Source organism: Cupriavidus sp. GW823-FHT07A04, assembly GCF_058794615.1.
Map to the genome: position 1 here is coordinate 106592 of NZ_JBXAHA010000026.1, position 13743 is coordinate 120334.

12 protein-coding genes are annotated in these 13743 nt (G+C 67.8%); 11 read left to right on the forward strand and 1 reads right to left on the reverse strand.

Features of this window, described 5'->3' with window-relative positions:
* The first annotated feature begins 7 nt into the window (after positions 1 to 7).
* From AC1Q7Q_RS34995 to AC1Q7Q_RS35035, 9 genes are all read left to right on the forward strand, one after another.
* A complete protein-coding gene (locus AC1Q7Q_RS34995) occupies positions 8 to 1462 on the forward strand; it encodes a M81 family metallopeptidase (RefSeq protein WP_492374554.1) in 1455 nt (484 codons plus the stop codon).
* Positions 1463 to 1535: 73 nt separating this feature from the next.
* Positions 1536 to 3119 carry an ABC transporter substrate-binding protein gene (locus AC1Q7Q_RS35000; protein WP_492374553.1) on the forward strand — a complete coding sequence of 528 codons (1584 nt, stop codon included), beginning with the start codon at positions 1536 to 1538 and terminating at the stop codon, positions 3117 to 3119.
* Positions 3120 to 3180: 61 nt separating this feature from the next.
* A complete protein-coding gene (locus tag AC1Q7Q_RS35005; protein WP_492374552.1) occupies positions 3181 to 4116 on the forward strand; it encodes an ABC transporter permease in 936 nt (311 codons plus the stop codon).
* A gap of 41 nt (positions 4117 to 4157) precedes the next feature.
* Entirely contained in the window at positions 4158 to 5060 is a 903-nt protein-coding gene (locus AC1Q7Q_RS35010; protein WP_492374551.1) for an ABC transporter permease, read from the forward strand.
* Between the two features lie 14 nt (positions 5061 to 5074).
* Positions 5075 to 6115: an ABC transporter ATP-binding protein gene (locus AC1Q7Q_RS35015; RefSeq protein WP_492374550.1), complete on the forward strand. Its 1041-nt coding sequence runs from the start codon at positions 5075 to 5077 to the stop codon at positions 6113 to 6115.
* Positions 6112 to 7104 (forward strand): ABC transporter ATP-binding protein, encoded by a 993-nt coding sequence (locus tag AC1Q7Q_RS35020; protein ID WP_492374549.1) that lies wholly within the window; start codon positions 6112 to 6114, stop codon positions 7102 to 7104. The genes AC1Q7Q_RS35015 and AC1Q7Q_RS35020 overlap by 4 nt, the downstream gene beginning before the upstream one ends.
* 48 nt (positions 7105 to 7152) lie before the next feature.
* On the forward strand, positions 7153 to 8616 hold the full coding sequence (locus AC1Q7Q_RS35025; RefSeq protein ID WP_492374548.1) for an N-acyl-D-amino-acid deacylase family protein: 1464 nt from the start codon (positions 7153 to 7155) through the stop codon (positions 8614 to 8616).
* A gap of 140 nt (positions 8617 to 8756) precedes the next feature.
* Positions 8757 to 9080 carry a putative quinol monooxygenase gene (locus AC1Q7Q_RS35030; protein ID WP_253931705.1) on the forward strand — a complete coding sequence of 108 codons (324 nt, stop codon included), beginning with the start codon at positions 8757 to 8759 and terminating at the stop codon, positions 9078 to 9080.
* A gap of 170 nt (positions 9081 to 9250) precedes the next feature.
* Positions 9251 to 10261 carry a cysteine synthase A gene (locus tag AC1Q7Q_RS35035; RefSeq protein ID WP_477133949.1) on the forward strand — a complete coding sequence of 337 codons (1011 nt, stop codon included), beginning with the start codon at positions 9251 to 9253 and terminating at the stop codon, positions 10259 to 10261.
* Positions 10262 to 10266: 5 nt separating this feature from the next.
* Here the strand turns inward: AC1Q7Q_RS35035 and prpR are convergent, their stop codons facing one another.
* Positions 10267 to 12282: a propionate catabolism operon regulatory protein PrpR gene (gene prpR, locus AC1Q7Q_RS35040; protein WP_492374547.1), complete on the reverse strand. Its 2016-nt coding sequence runs from the start codon at positions 12280 to 12282 to the stop codon at positions 10267 to 10269.
* Between the two features lie 287 nt (positions 12283 to 12569).
* Here prpR and prpB point away from each other — a divergent pair, with 287 nt between their 5' ends.
* Together prpB and AC1Q7Q_RS35050 are read left to right on the forward strand one after the other, a co-directional pair.
* Entirely contained in the window at positions 12570 to 13478 is a 909-nt protein-coding gene (gene prpB / locus AC1Q7Q_RS35045; RefSeq protein WP_006163986.1) for a methylisocitrate lyase, read from the forward strand.
* 65 nt (positions 13479 to 13543) lie between these two features.
* Positions 13544 to 13743, forward strand: a 200-nt coding sequence (locus AC1Q7Q_RS35050; RefSeq protein WP_492374546.1) for a citrate/2-methylcitrate synthase, incomplete at its 3' end; no start/stop codon positions are given.

Below are 13743 nucleotides of genomic sequence, written 5' to 3' on the forward strand. Positions count from 1 at the left end.
CACCACCGTGCGTGTATTCAGTGCCTCCCTCGCCACCGAAACCAACACCTTCGGGCCGATGCCGACAGGCCTCGCGTCCTTCAGGGACCGCGGCTACTTCCCGGCTGGCCAGCATCCCGAGCAGATGACGTTCTTCTCCGGCCCGCTGTGGGCCGCCCGGCTGCGCGGCAAGGAGCGCGGCTGGCAGTTGTCCGAAGGCATGGTAGCCGGCGCGCAGCCCAGCGGCACGACCACGCGCCATGCCTACGAAACCCTGCGCGAGGAACTGCTGGCCGACCTGCGCGCGGCGCTGCCCGTGGACATGGTGCTGCTAGGCCTGCACGGCGCGATGGTGGCCGATGGCTACGACGACTGCGAAGGCGACTTGCTACAGCGCGTGCGCGCCATCGTCGGGCCGCAGGTGGTGATCGGCGCGGAACTCGATCCGCACAGCCACCTGACGCCGGAGATGGTGGAGCACGCCGACGTGCTCGTCGCCTTCAAGGAATACCCGCACACCGACGTGCTGGAGCGCGCCCTGGAACTGGTCGACCTGTGCGCGGCCAAGGTGCAAGGCAAGGTCCGCCCCGTGGCTGCCGTGGTCGACTGCGAGATGATCGTTACCGTTCATACCTCGCGCGAGCCGGCGCGCGGCTTCGTGGACCGCATCCAGTCGCTGGAAGGCCGCGACGGCGTGCTGTCGGTCTCCATCGCCCACGGCTTCTCGTGGGGAGACGTGCCCGGCATGGGCACCAAGGTGCTGGTCTACACCGATGGCAACCAGGCCCAGGCCGATGCGCTGGCCCGCCGGCTGGCCGACGAGCTGATCGGCATGCGCGAGGCGCTCACGGTGCGCTATCCGGACATCGACACCTCGCTCGACGAGGCCCTGGCCTTCGACGGCGGCCCGGTGGTGCTGGCAGACGGCGCCGACAATCCCGGGGGCGGCGCGGCGAGCGACTCCACCTTTATCCTGCGCCGCATGATCGAGCGCGGCATCGCCAACGCCGCCGTCGGCCCGCTGTGGGACCCGATCGCGGTGCGCATCGCCTTTGACGCGGGTGTGGGCGCGCGCCTGGCGATGCGCATCGGCGGCAAGATCAGCCCGCTCTCGGGGGATCCGCTGGACCTGGACTGCACGATCAAGGCCTTGCTGCCCAACATGGTGATGACCGGCCTGTCGAACACGCCGGTGCAGATGGGCGATTGCGCGCTGGTGGAAGCCAACGGCATCGACATCGTGCTGATCACCCTGCGCAACCAGGCGATGGGCACGGATCTGTTCACGCAACTGGGCTGCGACCTCGCGCGCAAGAAGATCATCGTGGTGAAGTCCTCGCAGCATTTTTACGCCTCGTTCTCGAAGGTGGCCAGGCACGTGATCTACGCGGGCGCCCCCGGCGCCGTGACGCTCGACCTCACGACCCTGCCCTACCGCAAGGTGCGCCGGCCCAAGTGGCCGCTCGACGCGGCGGCGGCCTGAGCGCCGCGCGCCGGTTAGCAACGGCTACAACCATAACAACGACAACAACGACAACAAGAACGGAGACACGCCCATGAAACCGAATCCCACCCTGCGCACCGCTCTCGCGGCGAGCGCGCTCGCCCTGGCCAGCGTCAGCCTTCCCGTGCTGGCGCAGACCAAGACGCTCAAGGTCGTGGCCCATGCCGACCTGAAGATCCTCGACCCGACCTTCACCACCGCCTACATCACGCGCAACTTCGGCTACATGGTTTACGACACGTTGTTCGCGCAGGACGCGAGCGGCAAGCCGCAACCGCAGATGGTGGAGAAGTACAGCAGTTCCAAGGATGGCAAGCAGTGGAGCTTCACCCTGCGCCCCGGCCTCAAGTTCTCGGATGGCAGCGCGGTCACCGCGGCCGACGCCGTCGCATCGCTGCAGCGCTGGGGCGCGCGCGACAGCCTGGGCCGCGCCATGGGTGACGCTGGCGCCGAATGGAAGGCGCTCGACGCGCGCAGTTTCACGCTCACGCTCAAGGAGCCCTTTGGCATGGTGCTCGATGCGCTGGCCAAGCCATCGGGCTTTCCGCCGGTGATCCTGCCGGAGCGCCTGGCCAGGATGCCCGCCACCGCGCCGCTGCCCGAGGTGATGGGCTCCGGCCCCTTCGTCTTCAAGCGCGACGAATGGGTACCGGGCAACAAGGCGGTCTTCGTGCGCAACCCGAACTACGTCGCGCGCAGCGAACCGGCAAGCGGTCTCGCCGGCAGCAAGAAGAGCCAGTTTGACCGCGTGGAATGGCTCTACCTGCCGGATGCCAACAGCGCCATCGCGGCGCTCAAGCGCGGCGAGGTCGACCTGGTGGAGCAGGTGCCGCCGGACTACATCGCCCCGCTGCGTGCCGACACCAGCGTCAAGATCGGCTCGGGCGGCGCCTACCAGGGTGTGCTGGTGATGAACCAGCTCCATCCGCCCTTCAATAACCCGAAGGTCCGCCAGGCCTTCCTGCAGGCGGTGAGCCAGGAGCGCTTCACAGCGGCCATGGGCTATCCACTCGATATGCGCATGAACTACTGCGCCACCTATTTCATCTGCGGCGGCCCCAACGATACGACGGCCGGCGCCGAGCCGTACCGCAAGGCCGACCTGGCGCGCGCCAAGCAGTTGCTCGGCGCGGCCGGCTACAAGGGCGAGAAGGTGGTGGTGCTGGTGCCGACCGACGTGCCCCAGCTCAACGCCGAGGCCCTGATGGCAGCGCAGACCATGCGCAGCATGGGCATGAACGTGGACATGCAGAACATGGACTGGGCATCCATCGGGGCGCGCCGCGCCAAGCGCGATGCGCCCGAGGCCGGTGGCTGGAGCATGTACGTGACGGTGGCGGGCGAGTTCGATTCGAATTCGCCGATCACCAACGCCTACCTCAGTGCCGCCTGCGGCAACAGCCTACCGGGCTGGCCCTGCGACAAGCCGCTCGATGCGCTACGCACCGCCTGGATCCGCGAGACCGTGCCGGCCAAGCGCAAGGAATTGCTCGATGCCTTCCAGAAGCGCGCCTATGAGGCCGTGCCCTATGTGAACGCCGGCCAGTACTCGGCGGCCTTCGCGGCGCGCGCCAGCCTCAAGGGCGTCGACAAGCTGTGGGCCGGCATGCCCACGGTCTGGATGCTCGACAAGTAGAAACGACGAACGACGAACGACGAACGAAAAACGAAGAACGACCCACCGAGGAGACACAACGATGGGCTACCTGCTCCGACGCCTGGCCGCGACGCTACCCGTGATGGCAGTGGTCGCCACCGTGGTATTCCTGCTGATCCACTTGTCGCCGGGCGACCCGGCTGCACTGATCGCGGGCGACCTTGCCACGGTCGACGACATCGCCAGACTGCGTGGCGCGCTGGGCCTGGACCTGCCGCTGTGGCGGCAGTTCGTGCTGTGGCTCGGCCGGCTCGCCACCGGCGATCTCGGCACCTCGATCTTCACCCAGGTGCCGGTGGCCCGGTTGCTGGCGCAGCGGCTGGAACCCACGGCCTCCATCGCCGCGCTGACCATGCTGCTGACCTTGCTGGTCGCGGTGCCGCTGGGCACGCTTGCGGCCTACCGCGCCGGCAGCTGGATCGACCGGCTGGTGATGCTGTTCGCGGTGCTGGCGTTCTCGCTGCCGGTGTTCCTGGTGGGCTACCTGCTGGTCTACGCCTTCGCCATCCAACTGCCGTGGTTTCCGGTGCAGGGTTATGCGCGCTTGGCCGACGGCATCGGCGAATGGCTGCGCAGCCTGGTCCTGCCCTGCGTCAACCTGGCGCTGGTCTATATCGCGCTGGTAACGCGCATGACGCGCGCCACCGTGCTTGAGGTGCTGCACGAGGACTACATCCGCACAGCGCGTGCCAAAGGCCTGGGCGTGCTGCCCGTGCTCGGCCATGCGCTGCGCAACGCGGCAATCCCGATCGCCACCACCATCGGCATGGGCATCGCGCTGCTGATCGGCGGCGTGGTCGTCACCGAGACGGTGTTCGCGATTCCCGGCGTCGGCCGCCTGGTGGTCGACTCGGTGCAGCGCCACGATTATCCGGTGATCCAGAGCGTGCTGCTGATCTCGGCCGGCGTCTACGTGCTGATCAACCTGATGATCGACCTGAGCTACCGCCTGTTCGATCCGCGTATCAAGTACTGACATCCGGTACCAATCCCATCCTTGCCGCGAGACCTGCCACCATGTCCACCTCCCTGCCCGTGACCGATGGCGCCGCCCCCAGCCCGGCGATGCCGCAGGACACCCCCTTCGTGCTGCCGCGCTGGCACTGGGCGCGCAAGCACCCCACGCTGATCGTCGGCGCGCTGTTGCTGGCCGCGATTGCCGCGCTCTCCATCGGCGCGCCCTGGATCGCCACCTTCGATCCCCAGGATATCGATCCGCTAGCGCGCATGCAGCCGCCTTCGGCCGAGCACTGGTTCGGCACCGACGCGCTCGGCCGCGATGTGTTCAGCCGCGCGGTCTGGGGCGGGCGCGTCTCGATGGTCGTCGGCCTTTCCGTCGGCCTGCTTGCGACCGTCTTTGGCGTGCTGCTCGGCCTCACCGCGGGCTTCGTGCGCTGGGCCGATTCCTTCGTGATGCGCGTGATGGACGGCTTGATGGCCATCCCCGGCATCTTGCTGGCGATCGCGCTGATGGCCGTCACGCAGGCCAGCCTCACGGCCGTGATCGTCGCCATCACCATCCCCGAGGTCCCGCGCGTGGTGCGGCTGGTGCGCTCGCTGGCGCTCACGCTGCGCGAGCAGCTCTACGTCGAGGCGGCGCATGCGGTGGGCACCCGCCTGCCGGTGATCCTGGCGCGCCATGTGGTGCCCAATATGGTGGCGCCGCTGATCGTGCAGGCCACCTTCGTGGCCGCCGCCGCCGTGCTGACGGAAGCGGCCCTGTCCTTTCTCGGCGTCGGCGTGCCCGGGCAGACACCGAGCTGGGGCAACATGATGGCCGAGGGCCGCAACTTCGTGGCGGTGGCGTTCCATATCATCCTTTACCCCGGCATCCTGCTGGCCGCGACGGTGCTGGCGATCAACCTGCTGGGCGACGGCTTGCGAGACGCGCTCGATCCGCGCCTGGCGCGGCAACTCTGAAAGGGCGCTCACCAATGACGACAATGTCCCGCGTTGCCCTGGCCACCGGCGAGCCGCTGCTCGAGGTGGACGACCTCCACACCCATTTCGACACGCTCACCGGCCCGGCCCGCTCGGTCAACGGCGTCTCGTACACCGTGCGCGCCGGCCAGACGCTTGGCGTGGTCGGCGAGTCCGGCTGCGGCAAGAGCGTGACCGCGCTGTCGGTCATGCGGCTGCTGCCCACGCCGCCGGCACGTATCCGCGGCGCCGTGCGGCTGCGCGGCACCGACCTGCTGCAACTCAGCGAGCGCGAGATGCGCCGCATCCGCGGCAACCGCGTCTCGATGATCTTCCAGGAGCCGATGACCTCGCTGAACCCGGTGCTCACGATCGGCCGGCAGATTGCCGAGACGGTGCAGCTGCACCAAGGTGCAAGCCGTGCCGATGCGCTGAAGCGCGCGGTGGAAATGCTGCGGCTGGTGCAGATCCCCGAGCCCGAGCGCCGCGTCAACGAATACCCGCACCAGCTCTCCGGCGGCATGCGCCAGCGCGTGATGATCGCGCTGGCCCTGGCCTGCAACCCCGAAGTGCTGATCGCCGACGAGCCCACCACCGCGCTCGACGTGACCATCCAGGCCCAGATCCTGGACCTGATCCGCCGCCTGCAGAAAGAGCTGGGCATGGGAGTGGTGATGATCACGCACGACCTCGGCGTGGTGGCGGAATGCTGCGACCGCGTGATCGTGATGTACGCCGGGCGCAAGGTCGAGGAAGCCAGCGTCATCGACCTGTTTGACCGCCCGCTGCACCCCTACACCCGCGCGCTGATGGCCTCGATGCCTTCGATGAATACCAGCAGCCAGCGCCTGGCCGAAATCCCCGGGCTGGTGCCATCGCCGCAGGAAGCACGCCGCGGCTGCGCGTTCGCGGCGCGCTGCCCGCATGCCGACACGCGCTGCGCGCGAGAGATCCCGCAGCTCACGCGCCACGGCACAGAGCATGCGGTGGCCTGCTTCGCGATCGAGGAAGGCCGCATCGAATACAACCAGCCAGCCCAGGAAGCCATTGCATGAGCACCCCCACTGCCTCGCCTTTACCCCTGCTCAAGGTCGACCGGCTCAAGAAGCACTACCTCGCGCCGCAGCGCTGGCTGGCACCGCGCAAGCCGCCCATCCAGGCGGTGGACGGCGTGTCCTTCACCGTCGAGCGCGGCGAGACGCTCTCGCTGGTCGGCGAATCCGGCTGCGGCAAGACCACCACCGCCAAGTCGGTGCTGCGCCTGGTCGAGCCCACCTCCGGCTCGGTGCAGCTCGATGGCGAGGAGCTGCTGGGCCTGTCGGCAAACGCCATGCGCCTGCGCCGGCGGGATCTGCAGATCATCTTCCAGGACCCCTACGCTTCGCTAAGCCCGCGCCTGACGGCTGGCGAGATCGTCAGCGAGCCGCTGCGCAATTTCGGCATGCATTCGCGTGCCGAGCGCAGCGAACGCGTGCAGTGGCTGTTCAGCAAGGTCGGGCTGCGCCCGGAGGCGGCCAAGAAATTCCCGCACGAATTCTCGGGCGGCCAGCGGCAGCGGCTGGGCATCGCGCGCGCGCTCGCGCTTAACCCCAAGCTGATCGTTTGCGACGAGCCGGTGTCGGCGCTCGACGTCTCGGTGCAGGCGCAGGTGGTCAACCTGCTGATGGACCTGCAGGCCGAACTCGGCATCGCCTACCTGTTCGTCGCGCACGATCTTGCCGTGGTGCGCCATATCAGCCACCGGGTCGCTGTGATGTACCTCGGCCAGATCGTGGAGCTAGCCGACCGCGACACCTTGTTCAGCGCGCCGCGCCACCCGTACACGGAGATCCTGCTGTCCGCGGTGCCAGTGCCCAATCCGCGCACGCCGGCCCGGCGCCTGCTGCTGCAAGGCGACCCGCCGAGCCCGGCCAACCCGCCGTCGGGCTGCCGCTTTCACACGCGCTGCCCGCTGGCGCAAGCCGTATGCAAGGAACAGTCACCCGCCCTCACCGAACGGCCCTCCGCCGGCGGTGGGCATCAGGTAGCCTGCCACTTCCGCTGACCCGCTGCCCCGCTGACCGACTCGCTGCAAACCAAAAAAAGGAACCCGATGTCCAACCCTGATTCCACGCACTACGACCTGCTGATCTCTGGCGGCACCGTGATCGACGGCAGCAAGGCCCTCCGCTTTGCCGCCGATATCGGCGTGCGCGGCGGCCGCATCGCGGCGATCGGCAACCTGACCGGGCACACGGCCGACCGCACGCTGGACGCGGCGGGCCAGATCGTCTCCCCCGGCTTCATCGATGCGCACACGCATGACGACCAGGCCGTGCTGTCGCAGGCCACCATGCCCTTCAAGGTCTCGCAGGGCGTCACCACCGTGATCGCCGGCAACTGCGGCATCAGCGCCGCCCCGTTGCGCGCGGACATGGACCTGCCCATGCCGCTGAGCCTGATCGACTCGCCGGCCGAGGGGCGCTTCACCACCTTCGCGGCTTACCTCGATGCGCTGCGCGCCACGCCAAGCTCCGTCAACGTGGCGGCGATGGTCGGGCATTCGACCTTGCGCGCAGTCACCATGCCGGCGCTGGACCGGCCAGCGAACGCCGAAGAGATCGCCGCCATGCAGGCGCTGGTCGAGGAGGCTATGCAGGCCGGCGCGATCGGCCTGTCGACCGGCACCTTCTACCCGCCCGCCGCCAAGGCAACGACCGAGGAAATCATCGAGGTCTGCCGGCCACTCAGCGCGCGCAAGGCGCTGTACGTGACGCATATGCGCGACGAGTCCGACCATGTCATGCAGTCACTGGAAGAGACCTTCCGCATTGGCCGCGAGCTCGACGTGCCGGTGGTGGTGTCGCACCACAAGGTGCAGAACACGGCGAACTTCGGCAGGAGCCAGGTCACGCTGCCATTCATCCGTGAAACCATGAAGCACCAGTGCGTCTCGCTCGACTGCTACCCGTACACGGCCGGCTCCACCATGATCCGCACCGACCGCGGCATGCTCGAAGGCCGCGTGCTGATCTCCGCCAGCCAGCCGCACCCCGAATGCGCGGGCCGCGATCTCGACGACATCGCCAGGGAATGGGGCGTGGCCAAGGACGAGGCGGCGCGCCGCCTGCAGCCCGGCAGCGCGGTCTACTTCCTGATGGACGAAAACGACGTCCAGCGCATCCTCGCCTTCAACGACACCATGATCGGCTCCGACGGCATTCCCGTTGGCGCAAGCCCGCATCCGCGCCTGTGGGGCACCTTCCCACGCGTACTCGGCCACTATTGCCGCGAGATCGGGCTGTTCCCGCTCGAAACGGCGGTCTGGAAGATGACCGGGCTGACGGCGCGCAACTTCGGCCTGCATCAACGCGGCACGCTGGAGGTGGGCCACCATGCCGATATCGTCGTCTTCAATGCCGAGAACGTGCGCGATGCCGCCAGCTACGAAACCCCCACCCGCCCGGCCGAAGGCATCGACACCGTGATCGTCAACGGCGCCATTACCTGGCAGCACGGCGCGCACAGCGGCGCGCGCAACGGGCAGGTCATCACACGGCAGGCACGGCAGGACTAGCGGGGCGATGGATTGCCAGCCGGCCCCTGCAGGGACCGCTGGCCACACCGCTATCGCCCAGGCGGGGACTTGTCAACCCGTCTAAATTATCCGGCCAATGCCCTCGGACATTCCGCCCAGGGCCCCGCCACACGGCTACAATGGCGCGCCACACGCTTGCCGTTCACACCATGTCCACAACGTACACGCTTGTCGGAATTGCGCGCGCCAAGGCTCACCGCCGTGAGGTCCTGGTTGCCAAGCTGGCCGCACTGCGCCTGCGCGGCGCCATGGAACCCGGCTGCCTGCGCTACCACGTGGGAGAAGACGCCGAGGATGCCGAGGTGTTTGTGCTCTATATGGAGTGGAATTCCAGGCATGCGCTGGAATCGCACCTCAACAGCGAATATGTGCGTGACTTTCACGCCACCCGACAGGAATTTCTTGAGGGCGACATCAATTTCCGGTGGCTGAACGCTGCCTGACGGCCACCCTGGTGCCGCCATCCCAAAGTAGCGCAAAGCCCGCTTTTCCAGCTGAAGCCGAACCCGTCCGCGATGCGGGTTTCCCGGCACGCCTTGTCATTCCCCCAACGCCGATCTATCACTTTGAGTGACGCTCCAACACATCCGGAGCGCAACACCCGGAGTGCATCATGGACGTCAAGGATGGGTTCGTCGGCACCATCGGCCATACACCGCTGATCCGGCTGGCAGGCTTGAGCGAGGAGACCGGCTGCGAAATCCTCGGCAAGGCTGAGTTCCTGAATCCGGGCGGCTCGGTCAAGGACCGGGCGGCGCTCTACATCATCCGCGACGCCGAGCGGCGCGGCGCGCTCAAGCCCGGCGGAACCGTGGTGGAAGGCACCGCCGGCAATACCGGCATCGGCCTGGCGCATCTCTGCGCCGCGCGCGGCTACCGCTGCATCGTGGTGATCCCCGACACCCAATCCCCGGAAAAAATGGACCGCCTGCGGCTGCTCGGCGCCGAGGTGCACCCGGTGCCCGCAGCGCCCTACGCCGACCCCAACAACTACCAGAGGGTGGCCGGACGCCTGGCCCAGGAGACGGAAAACGCCATCTGGGCGAACCAGTTCGACAACCTGGCCAACCGCCAGGCGCACTACGAAACCACTGGTCCGGAAATCTGGCACGACACCGCCGGCAAGGTTGATGCCTTTGTCTGTGCCACCGGCACTGGCGGCACGCTGGCCGGCGTCGCGCGTTTCCTGAAGGAGAAGGAGCGCAACCCGCCCGTGCGCATCGTGCTGGCCGATCCGCACGGCAGCGGGCTGTATGACTTCGTCAAGCACCGCGAGGTCAAGGCCAAGGGCAACTCCATCACCGAGGGGATCGGCTCCAGCCGCGTCACGGCCAACCTGGCGGACACCCCGATCGACGATGCGGTCCGGATCGACGACCAGGCTTGCGTCGACATGGTTTACCGGCTGCTGCGCGAGGAAGGCTTATGGGTGGGTGGTTCGTCCGGCATCAACGTGGCGGCGGCGGCCTGGCTGGCCCGCGAGATGGGGCCGGGCCACACCATCGTTACCCTGCTGTGCGACCGCGGCGACCTGTATGCCGGGCGCCTGTTCAATGCGGACTGGCTGGCGGCCAAGGGGCTGACGCCGCAGCCCGTCGTGTCACGGCACGCGGCGCAGCCGTGACACGGCTACGGCGCCTCTTTCAGGCGCCGCCACAGGGTCGTGGCGCTGATGCCCAACTGATGACAGGCGGCGGCGCGGTTGCCCCCGCATTGCGCCAGCACGCGCCGGATATGCTCGGCCTGACTGACGCGTGCCACGCCCGCGAGCGAGCCGGCCTCAGTCGAATCGTCACCTCCCGTACCTCCCGCGCTGCGCAAGCCGCTAGCCAGCGGCGCAGGATCGCCCTGCGGCTCCGTGCCAAATAACTCCGGCGCCGCCGCCTGCAATTCCGCGAGCAAATCCCGGGGTGCCAGCTTGCGCCCCGCCACCAGCACGGCAATGCGTTCGGTCACGTTTTCCAGTTCGCGGATATTGCCCGGCCAGGCATAGCCCGCCAGCCTCGCCCGCACCGCTTGCGGCAGCGGCTGTGGCGCCGGCTGCCCCAGGCGTTCCTGGGCACGGCGGTACAGCAGTTCCGCCAGCTCGGGCAAGTCGCCGGCGCGCTCGCGCAGCGGCGGCATCTCGATGCGCAGGATATTGAGGCGGTAATAGAGATCCTGGCGGAAGCTGCCCTGCCGGACCAGTTCGCCCAGGTTGCGGTGCGTGGCGGCGATCACCCGCACGTTAACCGGCACGGCATCCAGGCCGCCGATCGGCAGTACCTGCTTTTCCTGCAGCACGCGCAGCAAACGGGTCTGCAGCGCGGGCGGCATATCGCCCACCTCGTCCAGGAACAGCGTGCCATTGTGGGCGGACTCGAACAAGCCCGCCTTGCCGCCGCGGCGTGCGCCGGTAAAGGCGCCCTCTTCGTAGCCGAACAGCTCGCTTTCCAGCAGGGTCTCGGGGAACGCCGCGCAATTGACCGCCACGAACGGAAATACGCGGCGCGGGCTGGCGTCGTGCATGCCCTGGGCCAGCACCTCCTTGCCGGTGCCGCTTTCACCGCCCACCAGCACGGTGGAATCCACCGCCGCATAGCGCCGCGCCAGTTCGCGCAGGTGATGCATGGCCGGGGATGCGCCAGCGAGGTCGTCCAGGCTGTAGCGCACGCCAGCCGGGCGCGCGCGGCTGCGCGAGCGCAGGCTGCGGTCGACCCGATGGATGGCATTGGCATCCTGCAGCGTCAGCACCGCGCCGGTGGCTCCGCTCTCGGTGACGATGGGGATGCGGTTGACCACCACCATCTTGTCGCCAAGCTTGTGGATGGCTTCGAGCTCCTTGCTGCCGCTTTGCATCACGCCATCGAGCGAGAGCGCGGGGGCCAGCGCTTGCAGCTTGCGGCCCAGCGCAGCGGCCGGCGCCGTGCCGAGAAAACGCTCCATGGCCGGGTTGTAGGTCTGGATGCGCCCGTCCGCGTCGACCGCGGCCACGCCTTCGTTCAGGTGAGCCAGGATGGTGTTGACGTAGTCGCGCCGGCCGGACTCGATGCGGCGCAAGCGAGCCGCTTCGATCACATCCTCCAGCGCACCCCGCACCGAATTGCCTGAGTACAGGAACACGCCGATCAGGCCGATCTTGTCCGCCAGGTCGGTCACCATGCCCGGCCCTACCACCACCTTCACGCCCTCTTGCTTGAGGGCCTTCACGCGGGCGGCGGCATCGTCCTCGGTCAGGTACGTGTAGGCCGGGATGGACAGCGAAAAAGACCGCACGAATTCGTCCACCTCCGGATAGGTGGCGGCGTGTGTCACCAACGCCACCTTCGGCGAGATGCGCCGCGCCGTCGCCAGCGCGCTCATGACATCGAAGCCGGTCACCTTGACCAGCACCACGGGCACATCGACGTGCTGGCGCAGGTAGGCGCCATTGGAGCCGCCCGCCACCACGGCATCGAGCCTGCCCTCGCGCGCTTCCCGGGCGACGGCGCTGGCGGCGGCCGCGTAGCCTTTGCCCACGATGCGGAACTCGGCCTGCGCGGCGTAGGCCGGGATCAGGTCGGCAAAGGCCCGGGACAGGCGGCTGATGCCGATCGCCCAGATCCGCGGGCGGGCCGGCGTGGCAGAGCCGGAGGGGGGAATGGGCGGGAGGATGCCGGATTGCATGGAGACGGAAAACGCTGCAGATACGCCGGATGGCGCTAATCTTGAGATTGTGCGCCCCCACGGATTGCATTTCAATATTGAAATGCAGTTCTTTCATTTTTGAAATTCATCACGCATCAGCGACGCAACATGGGGGCCGGCCACGAAGCCTCGGGAATCGCCGCCAGCCCAGGCCTGGCAAGGGCACCGCCCTACGCCCGCGCTCCTGCGCAAAGCCCGACGCGCAGCCAAAAACAGGCTGGCACACCCCTTGCGCTTATCAGCGGTCCACTCCTAAAGCGATGATCATGACCTTCTCCACTTCCGACCTCGCCCGCTCCGCCGGCGCCCGTTTCCGCCAGGCCCTGGCCGATGAGCATCCCCTGCAGGTCGTCGGCACGATCAATGCCAACCATGCCCTGCTGGCCAAGCGCGCGGGCTACCGCGCCATCTACCTGTCTGGCGGCGGCGTGGCCGCGGGCTCACTCGGCCTGCCGGACCTGGGCATCTCCAACCTGGACGACGTGCTGACAGATATCCGCCGCATCACCGACGTGTGCGACGTGCCGCTGCTGGTCGACGTGGACACCGGCTTTGGCGCCTCCGCCTTCAACGTGGCGCGCACCACCAAGTCGCTGATCAAGTTCGGCGCGGGCGCGATGCATATCGAAGACCAGGTCGGCGCCAAGCGCTGCGGCCACCGCCCGGGCAAGGAAATCGTCTCGCAGGGAGAAATGGTCGACCGCATCAAGGCGGCCGTCGATGCCCGTACCGACGAGAACTTCGTCATCATGGCCCGCACCGACGCGCTGGCCGTGGAAGGCCTGGACAAGGCCATCGAGCGGGCCGTGGCCTGCGTGGAAGCCGGGGCCGACGCCATCTTCCCGGAAGCCATGACCGACCTGGCCATGTACCGCAAGTTCGTTGACGCCGTGAAGGTGCCGGTGCTGGCGAACATCACCGAATTTGGCGCTACGCCGCTGTTCACCACCGAGGAACTGGGCAGTGCCGGCGTGTCGATGGTCCTCTACCCGCTGTCGGCCTTCCGCGCCATGAACAAGGCCGCCGAAAACGTGTACGCTGCAATCCGCCGCGACGGCACGCAGCAGAACGTGGTCGATACCATGCAGACGCGCGCCGAGCTGTACGAAAGCATCGGCTATCACGCCTATGAGCAAAAACTGGACGCCCTGTTTGCCCAGGGCAAGGCCAAGTAAGCACATCAGCAGCACCCGAACAGCACACGAGCACACGAGCACAGCAACCCCAAGGAGACTCCCCCATGTCCGAAGCGCAACCGCTAGCCGCCCCGAAGCCGAAGAAATCCGTCGCCCTGTCGGGCGTGACCGCCGGCAATACCGCGCTGTGCACGGTCGGCCGTACCGGCAACGACCTGCACTACCGTGGCTACGACATCCTCGACATCGCCGAGACCTGCGAATTCGAGGAAATCGCCCACCTGCTGGTGCACGGCAAGCTCCC

What these genes read in the sequence shown, in the direction of transcription:
- AC1Q7Q_RS35020 (WP_492374549.1), top strand. Translation starts at nt 6,112, where the DNA reads ATGAGCACCCCCACTGCCTCGCCTTTACCCCTGCTCAAGGTCGACCGG.
- AC1Q7Q_RS35010 (WP_492374551.1), top strand. Translation starts at nt 4,158, where the DNA reads ATGTCCACCTCCCTGCCCGTGACCGATGGCGCCGCCCCCAGCCCGGCG.
- AC1Q7Q_RS35005 (WP_492374552.1), top strand. Translation starts at nt 3,181, where the DNA reads ATGGGCTACCTGCTCCGACGCCTGGCCGCGACGCTACCCGTGATGGCA.
- prpB (WP_006163986.1), top strand. Translation starts at nt 12,570, where the DNA reads ATGACCTTCTCCACTTCCGACCTCGCCCGCTCCGCCGGCGCCCGTTTC.
- AC1Q7Q_RS35030 (WP_253931705.1), top strand. Translation starts at nt 8,757, where the DNA reads ATGGCGCGCCACACGCTTGCCGTTCACACCATGTCCACAACGTACACG.
- AC1Q7Q_RS35025 (WP_492374548.1), top strand. Translation starts at nt 7,153, where the DNA reads ATGTCCAACCCTGATTCCACGCACTACGACCTGCTGATCTCTGGCGGC.
- AC1Q7Q_RS35000 (WP_492374553.1), top strand. Translation starts at nt 1,536, where the DNA reads ATGAAACCGAATCCCACCCTGCGCACCGCTCTCGCGGCGAGCGCGCTC.
- prpR (WP_492374547.1), bottom strand. Translation starts at nt 12,282, where the DNA reads ATGCAATCCGGCATCCTCCCGCCCATTCCCCCCTCCGGCTCTGCCACG.
- AC1Q7Q_RS35015 (WP_492374550.1), top strand. Translation starts at nt 5,075, where the DNA reads ATGACGACAATGTCCCGCGTTGCCCTGGCCACCGGCGAGCCGCTGCTC.
- AC1Q7Q_RS35035 (WP_477133949.1), top strand. Translation starts at nt 9,251, where the DNA reads ATGGACGTCAAGGATGGGTTCGTCGGCACCATCGGCCATACACCGCTG.